The organism is Kitasatospora sp. NPDC005856 (assembly GCF_040629945.1).
In the GTDB taxonomy this organism is placed as follows: domain Bacteria; phylum Actinomycetota; class Actinomycetes; order Streptomycetales; family Streptomycetaceae; genus Kitasatospora.
In genome coordinates this window covers 42025-66977 of the sequence record NZ_JBEXWT010000050.1, presented here as the reverse complement: position 1 = coordinate 66977, position 24953 = coordinate 42025, and the positions used below count along the sequence as shown (strand labels likewise).

The window sequence follows — 24953 nt, the reverse complement described above, 5'->3', positions numbered from 1 at the left end:
AGGCCTGCATGCCGCCCGCCGCCGCCGTGGACACCGAGTCGGGGTCCTGGGCGTACTGGGCCTGCGTGCCGGCCGACGCCTGGGTGGTCCGGCCGCCGCTGCCCCAGGTGCCCGAGATCGAGGAGAACAGCACGAAGGCGTCCAGCGGGCGGCCTTCGAACAGAGCGTCGAGGTGGGCCGCGCCGCGCGTCTTGGCCGCCGTCCGCAGGGCCAGTTCCTCCGGCGTGCAGTCCATCAACGCGGTGTCCGAGGTGAGTCCCGCGGTGTGCACCACGGCCCGTACGGTGTCGCCCTCGGCGTGCAGCCGCTCCAGGATCCGTTCCAGCGCGGTGCGGTCGGCGACGTCGCAGGCCAGCAGGGTGCTCCGGGCGCCGAGCGCCGCCAGGGCGTCGGCCAGCGCGTCGGCTCCCGGGGCCTCGGGGCCCCGCCTGCTGAGCAGGACCAGGTGGTCCGCACCGCGCTCCGCGAGCCAGCGCGCCACCTGGGCGCCGAGGCCGCCGGTGCCGCCGGTGACGAGGACCGTGCCGCGCGGCGTCCACGGTGCGGGCGCAGGTGTCGCGGGCTCCGGCGCGGGGACGAGCCGGCGGCCCGACGGTGCCGGCGCGCGTACGGCCACCTGGTCCTCGCCGTCCCGTCCGGTCAGCACCGCGCACAGCCCGTCCAGCGCGGGCCCGTCCAGCAGGTCCGGCAGGTCGACCAGGCCGCCCCAGCGCAGCGGGTGCTCCAGTGCCGCCACCCGGCCCAGGCCCCACACCTGGGCCTGCTCGGGGCGGACCTCCTCCGTGTCGTCGGCTGCCACCGCGCCGCGGGTGGCGCACCACAGGGGTGCGTCGATGCCGCTGTCGCCCAGGGCCTGGAGCAGCAGCAGGGTCCCGGTCAGGCAGGCGTCGAGCACCGGCAGGCCCGGGCGGGGGCCCTCGGCCAGGGCCAGCAGCGACAGGACGCCGTCCAAGGAGCCGAACTCCGGGAGCAGCGCGGCCAGTTCGGCGCGTTCGGCGGCGGCCCCGACCCGGATCACGGCCACGTCGGCGCCGTGTCCGGCGAGCGCCTGTTCGCAGGCGAGCGCGGTGTCCTCGGCACCGGGTCCGTCCGGGGTGACGAGCAGCCAGCGGCCGGAGAGGCGGAGCTCCGCGGGCGCGGTGAGCGGCTCCCATGCGATGCGGTAGCGGCGGGGGCCGACGGGGGCCGCGGTCCCCCGGCGGGCGCGCCAGGCGGCGGGGGCCGGGTCCGACGCGGCTTCCGGCCAGAAGCGCCGGTGCTGGAAGGCGTAGGTGGGCAGGTCGACCCGCCGCACGTCGGTGCCGCTCCAGCCCGCCGACCAGTCCACCGCCACGCCGCGCAGGTGCAGCGAGGCGAGTGCGGCGCGGACCGCGTCCGGCTCGCCGCGGTCACCGCGCAGCAGCGGCACCGCCCCGGAGCCGCCGGGGGCGGGCGCAGGGCCGCCGGCGGCGGGGCCGGCGCCGGGTTCGGGGAGGCAGGCGTGGAGCATGCCGGACAGCACGCCGCCCGGTCCGAGTTCGAGGTACGTGGTCGCGCCCTCGGCCCGCAGTCGGCGGGCCCCCTCCAGGAAGCGCACGGTGCCCCGGGCGTGCCGCACCCAGTGGTCGGGGGAGCGGAGTTCCGCGGCCGTGGCCGTACGCCCGGTCAGGTTGGAGACGATCTCGATGCCGGGCGCGTGGTAGGTCAGCGACTCGGCCACGTCCCGGAAGGCGTCGAGCATGCCGTCCATCCGGGCGGAGTGGAAGGCGTGGCTCACGCTCAGGCGCCGGATGCGCCGGCCGCGGGCGCGGAACGCCCCGGCCAGGCGGCTTACCGCGTCCTCGTCACCGGACAGGACCACGGAGTCGGGCCCGTTGACGGCGGCGATGTCCACCGCGTCCCGGTCCTCGGCCGACAGGGCCTGGCGTACTTCCTCCTCGCCGGCCTCCACCGCCACCATCGTCCCGCCCTCGGGCAGTTCGTCCATCAGCCGGCCCCGGGCCGTCACCAGCGCGCAGGCGTCGGGCAGGTCCAGCACGCCCGCGGCGTGGGCGGCGGCGAGTTCGCCGATGGAGTGCCCCATCAGCAGGTCGGGCCGCACGCCCCAGTGCCGTACGAGCCGGAACAGCGCCGTCTCCAGGGCGAACAGTGCGGGCTGGGTGTACCGGGTGCGGTCGAGCAGCTCCGCGTCGGGGGTTCCGGGCTCGGCGAACAGGAGGTCGCGCAGGTTCAGGTCGAGGTGCGGGTCCAGGCCGGTCAGCACGTCGTCGAGGGCGTCGGCGAACACCGGGTCGTCGCGGTAGAGCTCTGCGCCGGCTCCGGCCCGCTGGCTGCCCTGTCCCGGGAACAGGAAGGCGGTCCGGCCGGGGCGCACGCCGCCGGTGAGCAGTCGGCCCGCTGTCGTGCCGCGCGCGAGTGCGGTGAGCGAGCGCCGGACGGACGCCCGGTCCCGTCCCAGGACGGCGGCCCTGTGTTCGAGCGGGGCCCGTCCCGTGGCGAGCGAATAGGCGACGTCCACCAGTTCGACGTCCGGGTCGGCGTCGAGCCGGCTCACCAGCCGACCGGCCTGGACCCGCAGGGCCTCCGGAGTCCTGGCCGAGAGCAGCAGCGGCACGGGCGAGCCGGTACGGCGGGCGGTGGGGACGGCGGTGTCCGCGGCGAGCGCCATCGTGGCGGCGGCGGGGGTGGCGGCGGTTCCCTCGGTGGGGGCGGCCGGGATGTCGGTCCGGTCCACGGCGGGCACGGCCGCGATGGCGGGCGCCTGCTCGATGATCGCGTGCACGTTGGTGCCGCTGATGCCGAACGACGACACGCCTGCCCGGCGCGGGTTCCCGGTCTCCGGCCACGGGGTGTGCGCGGTGAGCAGGCGGATGGCACCGTCGGACCAGTCGACGTGCGGGTTCGGCGTCCCGGCGTGCAGGGTTCCCGGCAGTTCGCCGTGGCGGATGGCCAGCACCATCTTCATCACTCCGGCCACCCCGGCCGCCGCCTGGGTGTGCCCGATGTTCGACTTCACGGAGCCGAGCCACAGCGGCCGGTCCGCCGTGCGCGCCGGCCCGTGGACGGCCTGGAGCGCCTGCGCTTCGATGGGGTCGCCCAGCTTCGTGCCGGTGCCGTGGGCCTCGATCGCGTCGATCTGGTCGGCGCGCAGCGCGGCGTCGGCCAGCGCGGCGCGGATGACCTGCTGCTGGGACGGGCCGTTGGGAGCGGTGAGCCCGTTGCTGGCGCCGTCCTGATTCACGGCGGTGCCGGTGATCAGCGCGAGTACGGGGTGGCCGTGGCGCAGGGCGTCGCTGTGGCGCTCCAGCAGCAGCACTCCGGCGCCCTCGCCCCAGCCGGTGCCGTCCGCGTCCGCCGAGAACGCCTTGCACCGTCCGTCGGCGGCGAGCCCGCGCTGACGGCTGAACTCCACGAAGAGCCGCGGGGTGCTCATCACCGTCACCCCGCCCGCGAGGGCCTGCTCGCAGTCGCCGCGCCGCAGTGCCTGCACGGCCAGGTGCAGCGCCACCAGCGACGAGGAGCACGCGGTGTCGACGGTGAGCGAGGGCCCCTGGAGGCCGAGGACGTAGGACAGCCGCCCCGACAGCACGCTGGCCGTGTTCCCGGTCAGCAGGTGGCCCTCGGACACGCCCTCGGCGCCCTCCAGCAGCGCGGAGTAGTCCTGGCCGTTGGTGCCGATGTAGACGCCGACCTGCCGGTCCTTCAGCGCGGTCGGATCCTGCCCGGCGCCCTCGACCGCCTCCCAGGCGGTCTCCAGGAGCAGCCGCTGCTGCGGGTCCATGGCCAGGGCCTCGCGCGGCGAGATGCCGAAGAACTCCGCGTCGAAGTCGGCCGCGTCGTGCAGGAAGCCGCCCTGCCTGCTGTACGTGGTGCCGGCGCGGTCGGGGTCCGGGTCGTACAGCCCCTCGGTGTCCCAGCCCCGGTTCGACGGCCAGTCGCCGACGGCGTCGGTGCCCTTGGAGAGCAGCTGCCAGAAGTCCTCGGGCCGGGCGACCCCGCCGGGGAAGCGGCAGCCCATGCCGACGATCGCGATCGGCTCGTTGCCGACGGGGTCGGCGGCCCCGGCGGACTCGGCGATGCCGCTCGTCGCGTCCGGCAGGTCCGGGTTCGGGTTCAGGTCCAGTTCCGCGAGCAGCCGGTCGGCCAGTGCCGACGGCGTGGGGTGGTCGAAGAGGACGGTGGCGGGCAGGGCCAGCCCGGTGACGGCGGCGAGCCGGTTACGCAGCTCCACCGCCATCAGGGAGTCGAATCCGAGCGCGGAGAACGCCTTTCCGGGCTGGACCGTGTCGACGTCGGGGTGGCGCAGGACCGTCGCCGCATGGGTGCGCACCAGTTCGGTGAGCGTCCTGACCCGGTCCTCGTGGCGCGGCAGTACGGCGATCCGCTGCCGCAGAGTGTCGGCGGCGCCGTCGCCCTCCCGGCCCGCCGACAGTCCGGCGGTGTCCGGGGCGGGCCCCGCGGCCGCCGGGTCCGGTAGCCCGTCGAGCAGGGCGGCGGACCGCAGGCCGATGGCCGCGGTGAAGCGCTTCCAGTCGACGTCGGCGACCACGACCAGCGTGTCGTCCGCCTCCAGTGCCCGGCCGATCGCGGTGACGGCCGTTTCGGGCTCCATCACCGGCATGCCGAAGTCCCGCAGCCGTGCGGCGACCTCGTCCGCCAGCATGCCCGGCCCGGCCCAGGCGCCCCAGGCCACGGACGTGCCGGGCAGCCCGGCGGCCCGGCGGGCGGCGACGAGTGCGTCGACGGCCGCGTTGGCGGCCGCGTAGTTGCCCTGTCCGGCGTTGCCCACGACGCCCATCACCGACGAGAACACCACGAAGGCCGACAGGTCGAGACCTGCGGTGGCCTCGTGCAGGTTCCGTGCGGCGGTCAGCTTGGCGCGCAGCACCACGGCGAGCCGCGCGGGGTCCAGCGCGTCGAGCACACCGTCGTCGAGGACGCCCGCCGCATGGATGACGGCGGACAGCGGGTATCGCGCCGGGATGTCGGCGAGCAGCGCCGCCAGTGCGGCCGGGTCGGCGACGTCGCAGGCTGCGAAGGCCACTTCGGCGCCCAGCGCCGTCAGTTCCGCCCGCAGCGCGTCCGTACCGGGGGCGTCGGCGCCGCGTCGGCTGACCAGCAGCAGCCGCTCCGTGCCCTGGCCCGCCAGCCAGCGCGCCGTGTGCGAGCCGACGCCGCCGGTGCCGCCGGTGACCAGGACCGTGCCCCGCCACCGGACGTCCGGGCCGCCTGCACGGGCCTTCGGCGACCCGGACGACGCGGGGCGGAGCCGGCGTCCGTGGACCCCGGTGGAGCGCACCGCCACCTGTTCCTCGTCGACCGCGGCTCCCGCGAGCACCGCGCACAGGCGGCGGGCGGCCCGTGCGTCCAGCACCTCGGGCAGGTCGACCAGGCCGCCCCGGCGGTGCGGGTGCTCCAGGGCCAGCGTCCGGCCCAGGGCGGCGGAGGCGGCCTGACCGACGTGTCCGGGCCGCTCCGCGCCGCCCAGGACCGCCAGTCCCTTCGTCAGCATCCAGAGCCGGGCCTGGATGCCCGCGTCCTCCAGTGCCTGGGCCAGCGCGAGGGTCAGCGCCGGGCCACCGGGCAGGTCGGGGTGTTCGGGGTGGGGGCGCTCCTCCCAGGACAACAGGGACAGCACGCCGGCGATCGGCTGCTCCCCGGCGGTCTCCGTGAGCAGGGCGGCCAGCTGTTCGCGGGTCGCGCCCGGATCGGCGACGACGCACGGGAGGAGGTCGGCTCCGGCCTCGCCGAGGGCGTCCAGGACGGCCGCCGCGTCACCGCCCTCAGGACGCAAAGCGAGCCAGCGACCGGGCAGGCCGTCCGCCGGCGTGACCGACAGGGGTGCCCAGGCGACGTGGTAGCGCCAGGATTCCGCCTTCCGCTCACGGCTCCTGACGGAGCGCCAGGCCGACAGTGCGGGCAGGACTTCGTCCAGGGCGGCATGGCCGACCCCGAGGATTTCGGCGAGCCGGGTGGGGTCCTGCAGTTCCAGGTCGTCCCAGCGGTCCTCGGCGGGGGCGGCCGGGATGGCGGCGGGGGCCGTCAGCCAGTAGCGGGTGCGCTGGAAGGCGTACGTCGGCAGCTCGACGCGCCGGGCCCCCGGGAACGCCCGCGACCAGTCCACCTCCAATCCGCGCTCCCAGCCACGGCCGACCGCGCGCAGCACCTGCGCCGGACCGCCCTCCCCGCGACGCAACGTCCCCAGCACCGCGGCGTCCGCACCCGCCGCCTCCACCGACTCCCCCACCGCCACCGACAGCACCGGGTGCGGACTGGACTCGATGAAAAGGCGGTGCCCGGTCACCAGGAGCGCGCGGGTGGCCTGCTCGAACTCGACGGTCTCCCGCAGGTTGCGGTACCAGTACTCGGCGTCCAGGGCCGTCGTGTCCAACAGGCCGCCCGTGACGCTCGAATAGAACGGCACCGCACCGGACAGCGGCACGATGCCGTCCAGGTCGGCGAGCAGCTGCTCGCGGACCTCCTCCACATGCGCGGAGTGCGACGCGTAATCGACCTCGATCAACCGCGCCCGCACACCCTCCCCGACCAGAGCCTCCACCAACGCGGCGACCGCGTCCGCGTCACCCGACACCACCGTCGACGACGGACCGTTCACCGCCGCCACCGACAACCGCCCCGCGATGCGCTCCCGCACCGCGTCCACCGGCAGCGGCAGCGACGCCATACCGCCACGCCCCGCCAACGCCCCCACCGCACGGGAACGCAGCGCAACCACCCGCGCCCCGTCCTCCAGACTCAGACCACCCGCCACCACGGCAGCCGCAACCTCGCCCTGGGAGTGGCCCACCACGGCATCGACCGTCACCCCGAACGACCGCCACACCTCCGCCAGTGACACCATCACGGCCCACAACACCGGCTGCACCACATCGACCCGCGCCAGCAACGCCTCCGAACCCGACGCCTCCGTCAACGACCAGTCGACGTAAGGCGCCAGCGCCCGCCCGCACTCCGCCATCCGCCCCGCGAACACCTCCGACCCGGCCAGCAACTCCGCGGCCATCCCCACCCACTGCGAACCCTGACCCGGGAACACCAACGCCACCCGACCGGAAACCAGCCCACCGCCGGATACCGCGGCACCCTGCGCCAGCGCCTTCACGCCGTCGAGCAGTTCGCTCCGGTCCCCACCCACCACCACCGCACGGTGCTCGAAGGACGCACGCCCCACCGCCAGCGAACAACCCACGTCCGCCACGTCGAGGCCCGGCTCCGCCGCCACCCGCGCCGCCAACGCCTCCGCCTGCGCGCGCAGTGCCTCGGCGCTGCGCGCCGACACCGGCCACACCACCGTCCCGGGACGCGGGGCGTCCTCCACCGCCTCGGCCGGCGCGGACTCCAGGATGACGTGGGCGTTGGTCCCGCTGATGCCGAAGGAGGACACGCCCGCCCGGCGCGGACGGCCCGTGTCGTCCCACGCCCGGGCCTCCGTCAGCAGCCGGCCGGCGCCCGCCGACCAGTCCACCTCGGGTGTGGGACCGTCCACGTGCAGCGTCTTGGGCATCACGCCGTGCCGCAGCGCCAGCACCGACTTGATGACCCCGCCCACACCGGCCGCGGCTTGGGCGTGGCCGATGTTGGACTTCAGCGAGCCGATCCACACCGGGCGATCCGAAGGCCGCCCCTGGCCGTAGGTGGCCAGCAGCGCCTGCGCCTCGATCGGGTCGCCCAACCGCGTCCCCGTACCGTGCGCCTCCACCACGTCCACGTCCGACACGGTCAGCCCCGCGTCCGCCAGCGCCGCCCGGATCACCCGCTGCTGCGACGGACCGTTCGGCGCCGTCAGACCATTGCTCGCACCGTCCTGGTTCACCGCCGAACCACGCACCACCGCCAGCACCGGGTGCCCGTTGCGGCGGGCGTCCGACAACCGCTCCAGCAGCAGCATGCCCACGCCCTCGGCCAGGCCGAAGCCGTCGGCGGCCGCCGCGAACGCCTTGCAGCGGCCGTCCGGGGCCAGGCCGCCCTGTCGGCTGAACTCCACGAGCATGCCGACCGTGGACATCACGGTCGCGCCGCCGGCCAGGGCCAGCGAGCACTCGCCGGAGCGCAGCGCCCGGACCGCGAGGTGCAGGGCCACCAGCGAGGACGAGCACGCCGTGTCCACGGTGACCGCCGCTCCCTCCAGGCCGAGGGTGTAGGCCAGGCGGCCCGACGCGACGCTCCCCGTGTTGCCGGTCAGCAGGTGGCCGCCCTCGTCGGCGCCCTGTTCGAGGGAGGGGCCGTAGTCCATGGTCATCGCCCCGACGTAGACGCCCGTCGGGGTCCGCCGCAGGGTGGACGGGTCGATCCCGGCCCGCTCCAGCGCCTCCCAGGTGGTCTCCAGCAGCAGCCGCTGCTGCGGGTCCATGGCCAGCGCCTCGCGCGGCGAGATGCCGAAGAACTCGGCGTCGAAGTCGGCCGCTCCGGCGAGCGAACCCGCCTCCCGCTGGTAGTACCGGCCCGGTGTGCCCGGTGCGGGGTCGTACCGTCCGGCGGTGTCCCAACCGCGGTCGTCGGGCAGCGCGGAGACGGCGTCGGCACCTGCCGACACCAGCTCCCAGAGTTCGTCGGGGCTGCCGACACCGCCGGGGAAGCGGCAGCCCATGCCGACGATCACCACAGGGTCGTCGTCCTCGGCCCGCCGCACCGGCTCGTCCGCGTCCGTGTTCCTGTCAGGCCGGTCGCCGCTGATCTCGGCGCAGAGGTACGCGGTCAGGGCCGCCGGGGTCGGGCAGTCGAAGACAACCGTCGCCGGGATGCGCAGCGCCGTCGCCGCGCTCAGCCGGTTGCGCAGCTCCACGGCGGTGACGGAGTCGAATCCCAGGTCGAGGAAGGCCACGTCGGCGGGGACCGGATCGGACCGCCCGGTCAGCGCGGCGATCTCCTCGCCCACCAGCCGTGCCAGCGCGGCGCGCCGTTCCGGGGCGTCCGTTCCGGCCGGCTCCGCGCGGAACGCGCGGCCGACCTCCCGGCCGCCGCCCGTGGCGCCCGCGTCGGCCGGCCCGTTCGCGTCGGCCGGGCCGGGCTCCGCGAGCGCCGCCAGGACGGCCGCCGGCAGTTGCGGTACCCGGGCGTGCTGCCCGGCGGGCGGCGCTTCCCGTTCCGGGGCGGCACCGCACACGTACAGGTCACCGAGCGAGGCCAGGAACCGGCCCGGACCGTCCTGGTCCCGGCGCAGCGTCCCGAGGACGGTGGCCTGCGCGCCGTGTTCCTCCGCGCAGTCCGTGAGGGCGGAGGTCAGCACGGTGTGCGGACTGACCTCCAGCAGGACGTCGTACCCGTCCCGCAGCAGGGCGCCGGCCGCCTCGTGGAACCTGACCGTGTCGCGCAGGTTGCGGCACCAGTAGTCGGCGTCCAGGACCGGGGCGTCCAGTCGTCCGCCGGTCAGTCCGGAGTAGTAGGGCAGCCGCGGTGTGCGGGGCCGGATCGGTGCGAGGTCGGCGCGCATCCGGGGGATGATCGCGTCGATGTGGGGGGAGTGGGCGGCCAGGCCCACCGCGATCCGCCGTGCGTGCACCGCGTCCGAGGCCAGGTCGGCAAGGAGTTCGGCCGCGGCGTCGCGGTCACCGGAGACGATCACGGACCGCGGCCCGTTGTGCGCGGCGACGACGAGGCGGCCGTCCCAGCGGCGCAGCCGCGGCTCGACCTCGTCGGCCGGGGCCATGACGGAGACCATGTCGCCCTGCCCGGCCAAGGTCGCCTGGGCCTGGCTCCACAGGGCGACCACCCGCGCGGAGTCGTCCATGGACAGCGCGCCGCTGACCGCGGCGGCGGTGACCTCGCCGACGCTGTGCCCGAGCACGGCGGCCGGTTCCACGCCGTGGGAGCGCCACAGCTCGGCGAGCGACACCGTCACGGCGAACAGCAGGGGCTGCACCACGTCGGCCCGGTCCGCGGCAGGCGCGCCCGGCGCGTCCGGGTCGCGGAGCACGTCGATCGGCGACCAGTCGACGAACGGTTCCAGGGCCTGCGCGCACGCGTCCATCCGGTCGCGGAACACTGCGGAGGTGTCCAGCAGGTCCACCGCCATCCGGGGCCATTGCGCGCCCTGTCCGGGAAACACGAAGGCGACCCGGCGGCCTGCCCCTGCGGCGCCCTCCACCAGGCCGGGCATGCTCCTGCCCTCGGCGAGCGCGTCCAGCCGCCGCAGGAATCCGTCGCGGCCGTCCGCCACCAGTGCCGCCCGCCGGCTCCCCTCGGAAGCGGTGCGCGCGAGGGTGAACGCGATGTCCTGGGGGCTCCAGTCGTCACGACCGGCCAGGTACGCGTGCAGGCCGCGCGCGCCGGCCGCCAGCGACTCCTTGCCGCTGCCTGCCAGTGTCCACAGCAGCGGTGCTTCCGTACCGTCGGGGTGCGCCATCGTGTCTTCGGACTCCTTCACGGCGAGCAGGACCATCAGTCGCCGGACCGTGGCGGGGGCCCGCTCCCACGGGTCGCGCGCCGACCGGAACGCCTTCGTCATGCCCGGCGTGTACCGCCACCGGACCTGCGACGCCGATCTTGCCCAAGTCGCATAGCAACTCGATAGCGCAGGCCGCGACACGATGGGGACACGGGAAGCGGGCGGGTCGCGGAGCAGCGGGAGGCCCGCGCGCGCACCGTGGGGCGGGGCAACGAGCGTTGTCTGACGCTGCCCACCGCTGTGTCCGCGACAGCGAGGCCCAGGAGGCGAACCCAGAGCGGGACAACGGATGCGCGGGTCAGAAAGCCGAGTTGCTGCGCCGGTTCAGGTCAGCACGAGTTCCCAGGAACACGAGATACTCGGGGTCTTCCTCTTCGAGGGTCTCGGGCCCACCGCCCATGTAGGCCTTGATCAGCTCATCCGCGGCTCGGTCGTGGTCGCCCAACTCGAAGGTGATCCGGCCCAACCGACGGTGGATGTACAGGGACCTGTTCTACCGACCCATACCTGTACGGAAGCACGGCGCCTGGTGACGCTGTGCGACCCCACCGAGAGGCTGACCTCCGGTTGACAGGACTCTCGACGACGAAGCTACGTTGAGTAGCGAAACTCTCGCATCTTGTGACCGGCACTGCCTGTCTCGCGCCCCCAGCGCGAGGAGCCCGACCCATGACCACACCCCCCACCCGTCCCACCTCCGTACCGTCCATCGAGCAGTTACCCCGACCGAAGCGGCGCACGAACACCGACACCCGGGGGGACGCGCTCTACGCCTTCACCCCCTCGATCAGCACGCTGCGCCTGCTCGCCGAGGGCAAGGACCTCCCCAACGAGCCGGTCGGCTCCTGACCCCTGAGCGCCCCGAGGAGACACCATGGAGAACCCCGTCATCAAAGGCACCGCCAACGAACGCGCCCGCTGGCAGACCTGCCGGCAGCTGGCGCGCGAACTGCTACTGATCGGTCCGGACGACAAGGACCTGAAGCTCCGCTACCTCGACGTCCTGATCAAGGACGGCATCCCGCAGACGGACGAGCCCAAGGACGTGCTGATCGTCGGCGCGGGCATCGCCGGCCTGGTCGCCGGGAAGCTGCTCAAGGACGCCGGACACCGCGTGACCATCCTGGAGGCCAACGCCAACCGGGTCGGCGGGCGGATCAAGACTTTCCGCTCCACCGACGACGAGGTGGACGGCCCGTTCTACGACCCTGAGCAGTACGCCGAGGCCGGGGCGATGCGGCTGCCCAGCTTCCACCCGCTCACCCTGGCCCTGGTCGACAGCCTCGGCCTGCAGCGGCAGCTCTTCTTCAACGTCGACGTCGATCCGGACACCGGCAACCAGAACGCGCCCGTGCCGCCGGTGGTCTACGAGTCCTTCGAACCCGGGAAAGTGTGGACGTACGGCGCGGACAGCCCGGACTTCCGCGAACCGGCCAAGCGCTTCAACTCGTGGATCCGCACCAACCGGATCCAGGCCCGGCGCAGCGAGTACACCGCCGACCCGAGCTGCGTCAACGAGGGTTTCCACCTCACCGGCGACGAGGTGCGGATCACCGCCGCCGACATGGTCAACCAGGCACTCGAGCCGGTCCGCGACTACTACTCGGTGGTCAAGGACGGCAAGCGTGAGAACAAGCCGTTCGCCGAGTGGCTGGACGGCTGGGCCCGGGTGATCCACGACTTCGACGGCTACTCGATGGGCCGCTTCCTGCGCGAGTACGCGGGCTTCAGCGACGAGGCCATCGAGGCGATCGGCACGGTTGAGAACATGACCTCGCGGCTGCACCTGTCCTTCTTCCACACCTTCCTGGGCCGCAGCGACATCAATCCCACGGCCACCTACTGGGAGATCGAGGGCGGCAGCTGGAACCTGCCCCACGCGCTCGCCGAGGAGCTCCGGGCGGAGCTGCGGATGGGCGAACGGATGATCCGGATGGAGTACTGGGACACGCGCCGGGACGGCGGGGGCGCGCGGAGCGCCGGCCCGAACGGGCCGCAGGTCGCCGTCATGACTGTTCCCGAGGACGACCCGAAGGCCGAACCCACCGTCTGGACGGGCGACTTCGCGATCATGACGGTCCCGTTCTCCGCCCTGCGGTTCGTCCAGGTGACGCCCCCGTTCTCGTACAAGAAGCGCCGGGCGATCATCGAAACCCACTACGACCAGGCCACCAAGGTTCTGCTGGAGTTCTCCCGCCGCTGGTGGGAGTTCACCGAGGCGGACTGGAAAGTCGAGCTCGACTCCATCGCACCCGGCCTCTACGAGTACTACCAGCGGGCCGGCGAGGAGGACGCCGAGGCGGCCGTGGCCGCCGCCCACAACGGCCACCGACCCCCGCGCAACCTGCCGGAGGTGCTGCTCGGCGCGCACGCGAGCGTGGACGAGCGCCGGATCAGCCAGGGCCAGCGGGAGGCCTACCAGCACACCCCGCTGCTCCGGGCGAGCGTGCGCCCGGCCACCAACTGCTTCGGCGGCGGTTCGACCACCGACAACCCGAACCGCTTCATGTACTACCCCTCGCACCCGGTGCCCGACGGCGACGGGGGCGGCGTGGTGCTGGCCGGCTACAGCTGGTCGGACGACGCGGTGCGCTGGGACTCCATGGAGGACGACGAGCGGTACGTCTACGCGCTACGCAACCTCCAGTCGGTGCACGGCCGGCGGATCGAGGTGTTCTACACCGGCTACGGGAAGACCCAGAGCTGGCTGCGCGACCCGTACGCGTTCGGCGAGGCGGCGGTGTACACCCCGCACCAGATGACCAGTTTCCACCTCGACGCGGTCAAGCCGGAAGGCCCGGTGTACTTCGCCGGCGAGCACGTCTCGCTCAAGCACGCCTGGATCGAGGGAGCGGTGGAGACCGCCGTGCGGGCGGCCATCGCCGTCCACGAGGCGCCACCACCACCGCCCCCGGTGGAAGCGGAGATCCGGCCCGACGTGCGGGTCCGCGGGGAGCGTCGACAGGAGGCGATCAGCGGATGAGCGGCGAGCACGAATGGACGGTGGCCCGCTACCTGGCCACCAGACTGGAACAGTTGGGCATCCAGTACCTGTTCGGGGTGCCGGGCGACTTCCTCGGCCCGTTCCTGACGATCATGCAGGCCACCACCAAGGTGCGCTGGATCGGCACCCCGACCGAGATGGGCGGCGGCTACGCCGCGGACGCGTACGCCCGGGTGCGCGGCGCCGACGCCGACCCGGACAAGGGCGAGGTCGGCGTCGGCGCGGTCGCGGTGACCTACGGGGTGGGCGCGTTCAGCCTGCTCAACACCATCGGCGGCGCGTACGTCGAGGACGTGCCGCTGATCGCGATCAACGCGGCGCCCTCGTACGAACAGTGGCTCAACCAGCAGGCGGTCGGCCTGCTCACCTCGCACATGAGCCCGCGCCGGGAGAGCAACCTGGACGTCTACCGGCAGGTCACGGTGGACGCGCAGGTGCTCTCCAACCCGGGGCTCGCGCCCTGGCAGATCGACAGCGCGATCACCGCGTGCCTGACCGAGCACAAGCCCGTCTACCTGGAGGTGATGGAGGACCTCTGGCACGCGCCGTGCGAGCCGCCGCAGGGTGAACTCCGGGCTCACGAGCGGGTGTCCACCAAGCGGAACGAGGAGATGCTGGCCAAGGCGGTCAAGGCGGCGGTGGAGCTGATCGGGAAGTTCGGCACGCCGATCGTCTGGGCCGGCGAGGAACTCGTCCGCCAGCGGCTGGAGGCCGAGCTGCTGGAGTTCGTGCAGACCACCCGGATGCAGTTCTGCACCACGGTCGGCGCGAAGTCCGTGGTCTCCGAACGGCATCCCCTGTTCGCCGGCGTCTACAACGGCAAGGCGAGCCTGCCGGAGATCCGGGACACCTTCAAGAACGCCGGGTGCCGGATCGGCCTGGGAACCTGGTCCACGTCCAAGAACCTCGGCGGCGAGCAGTCGATCGGCGACGACTGGATCGTGGCGGCCCGCGGCGGTGTCAGCGTCGGCGCCACGTACTTCCCCGAGGTCCGACTCGGCCGGTTCATCCCGGCGTTGCGCAACGCGCTGCAGGGACAGACCTTCCCGGCCGACCACTTCGCGCTGGCCAACGCGGCGGGCCTGGACGTCCCGGCCACCACGGCCGAGTTCCTGGAGTCGCTGAGCACCGACCGATACCCGGAGGAGCTGACGTACGACAGCTTCTTCGAACACGTCAACCACTTCCTGGAGCACCAGGCCACCGGCGGGGACCCGCAGGCCCCCTCGCCGTTCACGGTGGTCTCGGACGCGGCGTTCGCGCTGATCGGCTCGATGAACCTGCGGATCACCGAGCGGGCCGGCTTCCTGGCGCAGAACAGCTGGCTGTCCATCGGCTACTCGGTCGGCGCGGCCACCGGCGTGGCGCTGGGCCGGCAGACGCCGCCGAGGCGACCGCTGGTGTTCGTCGGGGACGGCTCGTTCCAGGAGATCTGCCAGGAGCTGTCCACCCAGGTGCGCCACCACCTGCGGCCGGTGGTCTTCGTCCTGGACAACGAGGGCTTCTACGGCATCGAACAGATGCTGGTCAGCCCCTGTTACTACAAGGACAAGCCGTCCGACGGCGCCGACTTCTACAACGTGCTGCACCCGTGGCGGTACGAGAAGCTGGCCGAGGTCTTCGGCACGGACAAGGACCGGATGCACGGGTACGAGCTCACCACCCACGCCGAGCTCGAATCGCTCCTGCTGGACATCGCCGACCCCGGCAACGACATCAACCACGCGCCGATCCTGGCCCGCGTCCGGCTCAGCCGGCACGACTACCCGAGGGCGCTTCAGTACAAGATCGACGAGAAGTGCCAGTAAGCCCCTCGTCCGGCGGCCGGCCGCACCCGAGGTTTCGGGTACGGCCGGCTCCCGGTCTCGGCGCCCTCGCGCCGCGCGGGCGGTCAGAGGCCCTGGAGCCGATCCACTCCGTCCGGGGCACCACGGGCGGCTGCTCACCGGGGTCGGCGTGTGCACCGCGGACGTCGTCTCCAGCGCCAACCGCAGGGTCATCGCCACCGCCCGGCACTGTGTGGAGCCGGCGGGCGGCCGGTTCGGTCACCGCTCCCGCTCCGCCGGGCGCGGCCCGCACATCGCGGACGTCGACGGACCCGGCCACGACCCGGCGGCGAGGGCGCGCCCGTGCGGATGAGAGGGTGGGTCGCGTGAACGAGACGATCATGGCAGCCGCCCGCGAACGAGCCGCCGGACACCGGCACCGGTTCGACCTCCACTTCGAGGCCTACTTCGCCGCCCTGCCGGAACGCCTCGACACCCCGCCGCTCAGCCGCTTCACCCCACGCTGCCTGGAACTGCTGCGTGACCTCTCACTGCGCGGCGGCAAGCGGCTGCGGGTCGCCCTCCTGTACGAGGCCGCCCGACTGGTGACCACCGACCCGGTACCCGGCCTGGCCGAGGCCGCGCTGAGCATCGAACTGCTCCAGACTCACGGGCTCGTCCACGACGACATCATCGACGACACGCCCCTGCGCCGCGGCGGCCCCTCCACCTACTACGCCTACCGCCAGGACTTCCCGGAGGCGGACCGCACCGCCCTCGGCCTGGCCCTCCTGGCCGGGGACCTCGCCGCCTTCCTCTCGATGCGTGTCCTCCTGGACGCGGACGTCCCCGCCGAGCTGCGCCAGGCCATGCTGGAGGTACAGCTCGACGCTGGCGCCGAGACGGTCACCGGCCAGATCGTCGACCTCGAACGCGACTTCCGACCGCTCCCGGACGAGGAGTTCCTGCACACCGTCTGCGAGTACAAGTCCACCCGGTACTCCGTGCTCGCCCCGCTGCGACTGGGACTGCTGGCCGCAGGTGAGGACGTGGCCCGCCACGACGCACGGCTGCGCCGGTACGCGACCCTGGTCGGCATCGGCGGCCAGCTCCGCGACGACTACCTCGACCTGTTCGGCGACGACGACACCACCGGCAAGTCCACCGGCACCGACCTCCGCGCGGGCCGCCGCAGCTACGCCGTGAGCGCCCTGCTCGCCGCCGCGGACGAGACGCAGCGGGCCGTGGTGGCGTCCGCGCTCGGTGACCCGCACTGCCCCGCCGACACGGTCGAGCACATCCGCGAGCTGGCCCGGCTGCTGGGCGTGGACGGGAAGCTCCGCTCCGACATGCGCCGCTGCGCGGATGCGGCCCGCACCGAAGCCCAGGGCTGGCGCCCGCACTGGCGTGAGGAGGCGGTGGCCTTCTTCGAAGGCCTGCCGCTCTCGAACGTGATACCGGGCGAGTGAACGGATGGCCCGGGCCCCGTGGGCACCCGGTCGCCGGGAGCCCGTCCATCGACGGTACCCACCGTGACCGGGACCGCCCCGGCCTGACCCGACCCGGCCCGACAGCACAGGGCGGGGCTTTCGCCGACGCGGATCGATCACCTGCAGGCGCAGCCTCCATCCGCCGTGTGATCACGTCGCCGAACAGGCCGTTCGGCTCGGTCGCGAGGGCCTGCCGCCGCGCGCGTACGGTGGATGTACGGCCGGACGGGTAGCCGGCGGCACGCGCTGCCGGCTGCCACTGCGGGTGACCGCACGCCGCGATGCGGTGTTCTGCTCCCATAACAGGAGGGAAAGGCCATGCCCGAGCACAGGATCGGCACGCAGGACGAGTTCGAGGCGGCCCGGGAGGAACTGCTGGCGGAGGAGAAGAAGCTCACCCGACGAAGTGACGAGCTCGCGCGGAAGCGGCGGGAGCTTCCCTGGGTGCCGGTCGAGAAGGACTACCGTTTCGAGACCGCGGGCGGGACCAAGTCCCTCGCGGACCTCTTCGGCGGGCGCTCGCAGCTGCTCGTGTACCACTTCATGTTCGGCCCGCCCTATGAGGCCGGATGCCCGGTCTGCTCCTCGATCGCGGACACCCTCAGCCCCAACGCGGTCCACCTGAAAGCCCGCGACGTGACGCTGATCTGCTCCTCCCGGGCGCCGATCGACAAGCTCCTCGCCTATCGGGAGCGAATGGGCTGGCGCTTCGACTGGGTCTCCACCGGCGGCAGCGACTTCCACCGTGACCTCGGATTCCAGTACACCGAGGAGGAACTGAAGCCGTTCCTCGAGGGCGACATCCCACCGACCGTGCGCCAGATGGCGGAGGCCTGCGACACGGACGTGCTCGGATACGTCACCGAGGGGCCCGGGCTGAGCGCCTACGCGCGCTCGGACGGCACCGTCTACCGGACGTACGTCACCACTGCGCGCGGCCTTGAGCCCGTCATGGCCTACTACGGCCTCCTCGACCGGACGCCGCTGGGCCGCCACGAGGAGGGCGAGGAGACCCACTGGCTGCGCCGCCACGACGAGTACGGGAAACCCTGAGGATTCGACCGACTTGGGCGGATCCGCATGGTGGCGCGCTATCCCTGCACCGGGCGACGCCGACAGCCCGGCGGCGCATGGGGGGACGGGCCCAACTACCCCCCGTCGAACGGGCTGTCATTGTGGCAAGACCTTGACCGAAAGGCACTGGCTCTCATCAAGTCAACTATCCGACGGAGGAGTTGACGCACTCTGCCGGCCCGTCCACGCCGCGGACCGCACCGGCGTGGACGACTCCGGCGCGGGCACGCAGACGGCGGAGCATCCGGGCGTCCTGGAAGCCGGCCGCGCGGGCGGCGGCCTCCGTGGTGGCGCCGTGCGCGATGAGGTGCTCTGCCCGCTCGACGCGCAGTTCCTGCTGGTAGCACAGCGGGGTGAGTCCGGTGGCCTCGGTGAAGTGGCGGGTGAGGGTACGCTCGCTGACGCCCGACGCGCCGGCGAGGTCGGCGAGGCTGAGCCGGGCGGTGAAGCGGGCGTCGATCAGGTCCTGCACCCGGTGGACGGCGTCGACCACGTGGGCGCGGTGCCGAAGCATCACGCTGACCTGCCGCTCGTCGCCGTTGCGGCGCGCGTAGACGACCATCTCCCGCGCGATCCGGGCGGCCGCTGCCGGCCCGTGCCGGACGGCGACCAGATGCAGGGCCAGGTCGATGCCGCTCGCGATGCCGGCCGAGGTCACCACCCGGTCGTCCACCACGCACAGCACGTCGCGCACTACCACCGCCCTCGGGTAGCGGCGAGCCACGAGGAGTGCGTTGGTCATGCCTCGATCCTCACCGCCGCGGGGTGCCCGGATGAAGACCCCATCGGGCCTGGATGCGGAACGATCCGGTCAGGGCGGGCTGAATGAGCGGCCGGAACGGACGCCGTCCAGGCCGGTAGGCCGCGCGCCGTCGTGGGGCTCCGCGGTGGGGGTCGGTGATGACGCCGAGCACCCCACCGAGCGGTAGGGGCTGTGCGGCGCCGGCCGCCGGGTCATTTCGACGCCGCCGGAACGGTCACCGGCGACGAACCGCCGGGCACCAGCAGGTGCGGCGTCCCGCTGCCGTCCGCCGGCACGCTCCAGACGTCGGTGCCCTTCCCGTCCTGGGCCGGCAGCGCGTACCCGAGCGTCTCCCCGTCGAGCCAGGCCGCCTGGTCGTCCACGCTGCGCGACTCGGCCAGCGGGTGCTCGCGCAGTCCCGCCAGTTCCAGGACGTGGAGCCGCCAGGGCGCCGCCGGGTCGGCCGAGACCTTCTTCTTGAAGGCGATCCGGGTACCGTCCGGCGAGAGCGAGGGACACTCGACGTTCTCCCGCAGTGTGCGGGCCGACCACGCCCGGAGGTCGCCCTCGACCAGGTGGGTCCGGCCGCCGGTCGAGACGGTGGCGTAGAAACGGTTGTCGTCCGAGGCGAAGTTGACGCCCCAGTAGTTGACGTCAGCGGCGTGGTGGCGGGCACCGTCGACGGTCAGCGGGATGGACTCGACCGACTTGACCAGATAGCCGGTGCGCAGGTCCAGGATCGACGTCCGGGTGGAAAAGGTACCCGCCGCGTAGGAGTCCCCCACGGCGAAGGTGGTCCAGGAAAGCAGTTGCCCGGAGGCCGACACCCGGGCCCGGTTCGGGATCCCGGGCACCGTCACCGTCTGGAGCTCGGTGAACCGTCGGTCGTACACCACCGCTTGGGTACGCGCCGGGGTACCGGGCAGCGCCCGCAGGCACAGGGCCCGGTCTCCCCCGGCGTGGAAGCGGACACAGGACGGCCCGTCCGGCACCCCCGGGCTGCGGGCGACCCGCCCGCTGGCGGTGTCCCGGTAGTAGAGCCCGGGCTCGTCCAAGGTGAACGAGCTCTCCGCGGCGACGAGCCGCTGCCCGCCGTTGCGCTGCCGGGCGTGCAGCACGTACCCCAGCGAACCGCCCAGCAGTACCAGAGCGGCTGCGATCAGCACCACTGGACGCGCCTTCACGAGGCCTCCCTCTCCGGCAGGATCCGCCATGCTGCGACAAGTGCGGCGGCCAGCCCGAGTGCGGCCACCGCCAGGGCCGGGCGCGGCCCCCACCACGTCCAGGCCGCACCGAAGCCGGCCGCACCGACCAGCCGGGCGAGCGCCTGGCCGGTCTGCAGCACCGCGAGGCCGCTCGCGCGGCCGTCGAGCGGCAGCACCGGCCCGGCCAGTGCCATCAGCACGCCGTCCGTGGCGGCGTAGAAGACGGCGAGGAGCACCAGGACGAGTACGGCCGCCGGCCATCCCGGCGGGGCCATCAGGGTGAGGTAGGCGGCGAGCAGCGCGGCGTGCCCGCAGAGGAACGGAATGCGCCTCCCGGTCCGGTCCGCGACCCGGCCCGCCGGTACGGCCAGCAGCAGGTAGCCGGCCGCAGCGCCGAGCGGAAGCAACGGGAAGAGCAGGGGCGGCAGGTCCAGGCCGCGTTGCAGCAGAAGGTAGAGGAAGGAATCGCCGATCGTCGCTGCCCCCAGTAGTGCGGCGGCCGTGACGACCCGCCGGAACACCGGGTCGCCGAGCGCCCTGCTCCTCCTCCTTCCGGTGGACGTCGACTCGGCGGCCGCTACCGCCGCCCCGGCCGTCCCGGCCCCCGGCACCGCCCCCGCCGGGACGAACAGGACCAGCACCAGCACGCCGAACAGCCCGATGGCGAAGCTGACCACGAAGACCGCGTCGTACGCGTCCGTAGTCGCCCACAAAACCGCGAACGCGACCAGGGGTCCGAGCAGCGCCCCCGTGGTGTCCATCGCCCGGTGCACTCCGAACGCCCGGCCGAGCGCCTCCGGCGGTGCGCTGAGCGAGATCATCGCGTCCCGCGGCGCGGTCCGCACGCCCTTGCCGAGCCGGTCGGCGGCCAGCGCGGCGGCGATGCCGCCGGCCGCCCCGCCGGCCAGCAGCAGCCCGAGCCGCGAGAGCGCCGAGAGCAGGTAGCCGGCCCCGGCGACGGTCCGGTGCCGGCCGCCGCCGCGGTCGGCGAGCCTGCCTCCGAGCAGCCGGACCACCGCCGTGGCGCCGTTGAACAGCCCGTCGAGGAAGCCGAATTGCAGGGGTGAGAGGCCGAGGCCCAGCACCAGGTAGAGCGGCAGCACGGCGGTGACCATCTCCGAGGAGACGTCGGTGACCAGGCTGACCGCGCCGAGCGCGATGACCGTGCCGGGGACGCGCCGCCCCTGCCCGGCGGGGCGGGGCGGCGCGTCCGGACGGCGGCCGGTGGTGGCCAGGTACATCATCAGTGGCAGCTGTACTTCGGGCCGGTGTCCTTGACCTGGCCGTCCGTTCCGACGTAGCTCCAGCCGTAGCCGGAGTCGGTGAAGTCCAGCTTCAGCACGCCGTACTCGCCGCTGATCCGCTTCTGGCTGTTCGGCTGGACCTGCTCGATCGGGTACGGCTCCGCGCCGCCCATGCCGCCGACGATCTCCACGATCCCGTCCGCGGTGGCCTTCCCGTCCGGGTCCTGCGGGGCGAACCGCTCGTAGTGGTGGTCGTGCCCGTTCAGCACCAGGTCGGCCTTGGCGCCGTAGAGGATCTTCCACACCGGCCGGGAGACCGGGTCGTTGCCGTGCCCGCCCGAGGAGTACAGCGGGTGGTGCCAGTAGGCGGCCACGCACTTCTTCGCGTTGGCCGCGAGGTCGGCCTTGAGCCAGTCGATCTGGGCGCTCTGGTCGAAGGCGTTGGAGTCCAGGGCGACGAAGTGCCAGTTGCCCTCGTCGAAGCTGTACCAGCTCTTTCCCTGCGGGTAGGCGATGCTGCCGAAGTACGCCTTGTACCCGGCGAGCGACCCGGCCGGGTCGTAGGTCTCGTGGTTGCCCGGCACCGGGTGGGTCTTCGCCTTGAACGCCCCCCAGGTCTTGTCGTAGTAGTTGCGGAAGTCCGCCAGCCGGGCGTCGTCGTACTGGTTGTCACCCATCGTCAGGTAGAACCTCGGGTTGATCCGCTGGGCCAGTGCGGCCGTCTTCGGATGCGCACAGCCGCTGTCCGAGGCGGTGCACTGCGCGGCGATGTCGCCCGCCGCCACCACGGTGAACGCCCCGCCCGGCGTGGTACCGGTCGGTGACGGGCCGGTCGGTGACGGACCGCCGTCCGGCACCCCGTACACCTGCATCTCGAACAGCGAGTACCCGTACGACGTCCCGCGCGCCGTCCCGTACATCCGGACGTAGCGGCCCCTGGCGCCCAGCCCCGGCCAGTCGTCCGTCCCGCCGTTCCCGGCCTTCTCCTCCGCCGCGGTCGTCCAGGTCACCCCGTCCGCCGACACCTCAACCCGGTACGCCTTCGCGTAGGCGGCCTCCCAGCTCAGCTTCACCCGCGAGATCCCCGCGCTCCCTCCGAGGTCCACCAGCAGCCACTGCGGGTCCGCTCCCTCCGCACTCGCCCACCGCGTGGAGGCGCTCCCGTCGAACGCCTTCCCCGCCGCGTACGACGACCCCTCGGCGGACGAGGCCGTCGCGGCCTTCCCCTGCGAGATCAGCGGATCGCCCGCCGCCCCCGCCCGCTCGGACCAGCCGAGCAACAGGCCGCCGAGCAACGCGAGCACAGCGGCGAATACTCCGACACGAACAGGCCTTGCCGAGACACCCAGACGCATCCCTGACTCCATGACCTTGAGAAACGGCGAGAGCTGGACTCCGGTCCACACCACACGAACTCACCGGCAAGCGGCGTCACACCGCCGCGGCGGCCGGGTCAGAGCTCTCACTGAGCGCGTCACGCCCCTCCTGCACGGACGCCGCGCCAAGCCGCCAGCCGACAGCGTAATAGAAAGTAAAGTTCCCTATCAATAGGGCGACGACACCGTCCCGCCGCCCGCATCGTCCCGCCGCCCGGCCCGAGTGCCCTACAGGGCAGCCGGGTTGACTGTTCGTCATGATCCATCGCCGCAGACCGTTCCCGGTGTGCCGCGACGCGATCGCGGTACCAGGCGCACGAGGCCTTCGGGGTGTGCAACTGCGTCTCGAAGTCGACGTGGACGAGGCCGAAGCGCTGGTGGTAGCCCTCAGCTCTCCGTAAGTGGCCGCCTCCGGCCGCTTCGGCGCGGTCCAGGGTTACCCGGGCAACCGGCTGCCCTCCCCGGAGCTCCCGGGCACCCCGCTCAAGCCCCGCGGCCGCGTGCGCTGACCTGAATATTTACCGAACTGCCGCGCCGCGCGCCGTCGGTCACTTCCTCTTCGGGAGGGCGGCGACGGCGGTTGCCCACGGGTAGGCGGCGATGTTTCCCCGTTCCGGCGGGTGGGGGGTGTAGCCGTTCTCGCCGAGGAGTAGCGCCACCCCCTCCTCCCGCAGGACGGTGACGCTGCGTCGGACGGCGGGGTGCGCGGCCAGAGCCGTGTTGAAGTGCGGCAGCGCGACGATGGGCAGGCGCAGGCCGATCCCTTCGGTCAAGACGCCGAGCGCGAGAGTGTCACAGGTTCCGGCGGACCACTTGTTGAGCGTGTTGGCGGTCAGCGGTGCGACGAGGAGGGCATCGGGTGCGGGCGTCCTGCCTGACTGCGAGGGTAGATCGTACTGGTGGCGTACGGGGTGGCCGGTGAGCTCGCGGAGCTCTTCGAGTAGACCTGGGAAGTCCTGGTCCGCCCATCGGTGTGCGGTGGGAGTGAGGATGAGGCAGACGTCCCATTCGGCCGCTTGGGCGGCGCGGACGCCGATGCCGATGTCGCGCACGGGCGGGGCGGCGCAGCCGATCAGGTACAGGGTGCGGGCGGTCATGCGTGTAGTCCACAGCGCGCGTCACGCGGGCTGCAACCGGGCCCGTGCCGGACGGGTCCTCGCGTTCGGGCCGTCCAGGAGCAGTCGGCGATGAGGATCTCGCGCGGTGAGATCGTTCGTGCGATCGATCCGTGGGCGGACTCACCCGATTGGCCGGTGCACGGACGACACCCCGGGCGTGGCCCCATAGCGTGGGATGGCAGGTCCAGTCGGCGGACGCCAGCCGTCGGCTTCTCCGCAGTCGGTGGTTTGCCGAGCCGCAGGAGATTCGCCCGGTCTCCGGCGCCCGCCGACACCGTGTACGCGCAGTGCGCGCCGTCGTCGCCCCCGTTTCGTCACAGCGGTGCCGAAGGGTGCTGCTGGAGCGCGGTCCGATGACGCATGCGCCGCTGCTGACGACGGGAGAGTCGCGTGGTGGAGCCCTCGCGAGCCGATGACAACCCTGATGACTACTCGTTCGACCTGCCTGACGATCTGGTGGCCCAGGAGCCGCCCGAGGCGCGCGGCGGCGAGCGGTGCGATGCTCGGCTGGCCGTACTGAGGCGTGGCACGGCGCGGGTGGAGCACCGTAGCTTCCGCGACATCGACGCGTACTTCGAGCCCGAGGACGTGCTCGTGCTGAACAACGCGCGCGTGGTGCCGACGCTGCTGTACGGAGAGGACGGTGAAGGCAGAGTCGTCGCGGTGAGCATCCACTCGCCGCGCGGGGACGGCGAGTGGCATTGCCTGGTGGCACCGGCCGCGGTGTGCCGGCCGGGCGCCGTGTTCCGTCTGGGGCCCGAGCACCAGGTCACGGGGCGTCTGGGCGCGGAGGCCGATCCCGGTGTCTGGGAGATCCGGCTCTCCCCCGGTGACGGCGAGACGCTGTACCGGCTGGCCGAGCCGATCTACCCCGGGTACCTCAAACAGGCACCCGCCGACCCGGAGTACTACCAGAACGTCTTCGGCACGCACCCCGGGGCCGTCCTCTTTCCGTCGGCGGGGCGCCACTTCACGCCGGAGGTCCTGAATCGGCTCCGGGGCAAGGGAGTCGAGGTGGCCGAGGTGACGTTGCTGATCGCGGCCCGGTCGCACCACTTCGTCCGTGAGCTGTTCCGGCAGCGGGTCGCCGAGGGCGGTGTCGGCGATGTCGCCGCCGAGAACCAGGTGGACCGTGCCGCCCGGGCCGAGGGTTTCGACTTCCCCCGCGCCGAACGCTACGAGGTCACCGCGCCCGCCGCGGAGGCGATCAACGATCGCCGGGCGAGGGGCGGCCGGGTCGTGGTGTGCGGCACCTCGGCGTTGCGCACCCTGGAGACGGTGACCGGCGCGGATGGCGTGGTGTCGGCGAGGCGCGGCTTCACGCGGCTCCGGATCACCCCGGGACATCGGTTTCGCGCCTGCGACGCCTTCCTGACGAACCTGCACCGGCCCCGGAGTTCGGAGCTGCTGCTCACGTCCGCGTTCACCGACCGTGAGCCGTTGCTCGACGTCTACCGGCGGGAGCTGGTGCCTGGCGCGTACCGCTTCCATGAGTTCGGCGACTCGATGTTGATCGTCTGACGGTCTTTCGGCCCCGACTGCCTGAGCGA

12 protein-coding genes and 2 pseudogenes are annotated in these 24953 nt (G+C 73.0%); 6 read left to right on the top strand and 8 right to left on the bottom strand.

Features of this window, described 5'->3' with window-relative positions; genetic code table 11:
* Window positions 1–10444: type I polyketide synthase (locus ABZ449_RS26470; RefSeq protein ID WP_360350631.1), on the bottom strand; the 10444-nt coding region annotated here is incomplete at its 3' end.
* A gap of 238 nt (window positions 10445–10682) precedes the next feature.
* Complete coding sequence (locus ABZ449_RS26465; RefSeq protein ID WP_360350629.1) at window positions 10683–10850, bottom strand: hypothetical protein; 168 nt, start codon at window positions 10848–10850, stop codon at window positions 10683–10685.
* A gap of 203 nt (window positions 10851–11053) precedes the next feature.
* On the opposite strand from ABZ449_RS26465, the gene ABZ449_RS26460 reads away from it, so the two are divergent.
* From ABZ449_RS26460 to ABZ449_RS26440, 5 genes are all read left to right on the top strand, one after another.
* Window positions 11054–11233: a hypothetical protein gene (locus ABZ449_RS26460; protein WP_360350626.1), complete on the top strand. Its 180-nt coding sequence runs from the start codon at window positions 11054–11056 to the stop codon at window positions 11231–11233.
* Between the two features lie 25 nt (window positions 11234–11258).
* Window positions 11259–13367 carry an FAD-dependent oxidoreductase gene (locus ABZ449_RS26455; protein WP_360350623.1) on the top strand — a complete coding sequence of 703 codons (2109 nt, stop codon included), beginning with the start codon at window positions 11259–11261 and terminating at the stop codon, window positions 13365–13367.
* The gene (locus tag ABZ449_RS26450) at window positions 13364–15196 is read left to right on the top strand and encodes a thiamine pyrophosphate-binding protein (protein WP_360350620.1); all 1833 of its coding nucleotides are present in this window, start codon (window positions 13364–13366) and stop codon (window positions 15194–15196) included. Before ABZ449_RS26455 ends, ABZ449_RS26450 begins: the two co-directional genes overlap by 4 nt.
* A 359-nt stretch (window positions 15197–15555) precedes the next feature.
* Window positions 15556–16623, top strand: a complete 1068-nt coding sequence (locus tag ABZ449_RS26445; protein WP_360350643.1) for a polyprenyl synthetase family protein — start codon at window positions 15556–15558, stop codon at window positions 16621–16623.
* A gap of 339 nt (window positions 16624–16962) precedes the next feature.
* Entirely contained in the window at window positions 16963–17697 is a 735-nt protein-coding gene (locus ABZ449_RS26440) for a DUF899 domain-containing protein (RefSeq protein ID WP_360350617.1), read from the top strand.
* A gap of 166 nt (window positions 17698–17863) precedes the next feature.
* Here ABZ449_RS26440 and ABZ449_RS26435 read toward each other — a convergent pair.
* The 6 genes and pseudogenes from ABZ449_RS26435 to ABZ449_RS26410 all read right to left on the bottom strand — a co-directional run.
* Window positions 17864–18442, bottom strand: a pseudogene (locus tag ABZ449_RS26435) (helix-turn-helix domain-containing protein); the annotation flags it as partial.
* Between the two features lie 230 nt (window positions 18443–18672).
* On the bottom strand, window positions 18673–19644 hold the full coding sequence (locus tag ABZ449_RS26430) for a hypothetical protein (RefSeq protein ID WP_360350615.1): 972 nt from the start codon (window positions 19642–19644) through the stop codon (window positions 18673–18675).
* Window positions 19641–20906: an MFS transporter gene (locus tag ABZ449_RS26425; protein WP_360350640.1), complete on the bottom strand. Its 1266-nt coding sequence runs from the start codon at window positions 20904–20906 to the stop codon at window positions 19641–19643. Before ABZ449_RS26425 ends, ABZ449_RS26430 begins: the two co-directional genes overlap by 4 nt.
* Window positions 20907–20908: 2 nt before the next feature.
* Window positions 20909–22213 carry a discoidin domain-containing protein gene (locus tag ABZ449_RS26420; RefSeq protein WP_360350612.1) on the bottom strand — a complete coding sequence of 435 codons (1305 nt, stop codon included), beginning with the start codon at window positions 22211–22213 and terminating at the stop codon, window positions 20909–20911.
* A 353-nt stretch (window positions 22214–22566) separates the two neighbouring features.
* Window positions 22567–22677 (bottom strand): annotated as a pseudogene (locus ABZ449_RS26415) (family 1 glycosylhydrolase); the annotation flags it as partial.
* Window positions 22678–22833: 156 nt separating this feature from the next.
* The gene (locus tag ABZ449_RS26410) at window positions 22834–23382 is read right to left on the bottom strand and encodes a flavoprotein (RefSeq protein ID WP_360350609.1); all 549 of its coding nucleotides are present in this window, start codon (window positions 23380–23382) and stop codon (window positions 22834–22836) included.
* A gap of 411 nt (window positions 23383–23793) precedes the next feature.
* Between ABZ449_RS26410 and ABZ449_RS26405 the strand changes: the two genes are divergently transcribed.
* Window positions 23794–24924 carry an S-adenosylmethionine:tRNA ribosyltransferase-isomerase gene (locus ABZ449_RS26405; protein ID WP_360350606.1) on the top strand — a complete coding sequence of 377 codons (1131 nt, stop codon included), beginning with the start codon at window positions 23794–23796 and terminating at the stop codon, window positions 24922–24924.
* Window positions 24925–24953: the final 29 nt, after the last annotated feature.

Bases quoted from the DNA above. Each gene is read 5' to 3' on its own strand.
- ABZ449_RS26460 (WP_360350626.1), top strand. From the start codon at position 11,054: ATGACCACACCCCCCACCCGTCCCACCTCCGTACCGTCCATCGAGCAG.
- ABZ449_RS26445 (WP_360350643.1), top strand. From the start codon at position 15,556: ATGGCAGCCGCCCGCGAACGAGCCGCCGGACACCGGCACCGGTTCGAC.
- ABZ449_RS26425 (WP_360350640.1), bottom strand. From the start codon at position 20,906: ATGTACCTGGCCACCACCGGCCGCCGTCCGGACGCGCCGCCCCGCCCC.
- ABZ449_RS26410 (WP_360350609.1), bottom strand. From the start codon at position 23,382: ATGACCGCCCGCACCCTGTACCTGATCGGCTGCGCCGCCCCGCCCGTG.
- ABZ449_RS26455 (WP_360350623.1), top strand. From the start codon at position 11,259: ATGGAGAACCCCGTCATCAAAGGCACCGCCAACGAACGCGCCCGCTGG.
- ABZ449_RS26440 (WP_360350617.1), top strand. From the start codon at position 16,963: ATGCCCGAGCACAGGATCGGCACGCAGGACGAGTTCGAGGCGGCCCGG.
- ABZ449_RS26450 (WP_360350620.1), top strand. From the start codon at position 13,364: ATGAGCGGCGAGCACGAATGGACGGTGGCCCGCTACCTGGCCACCAGA.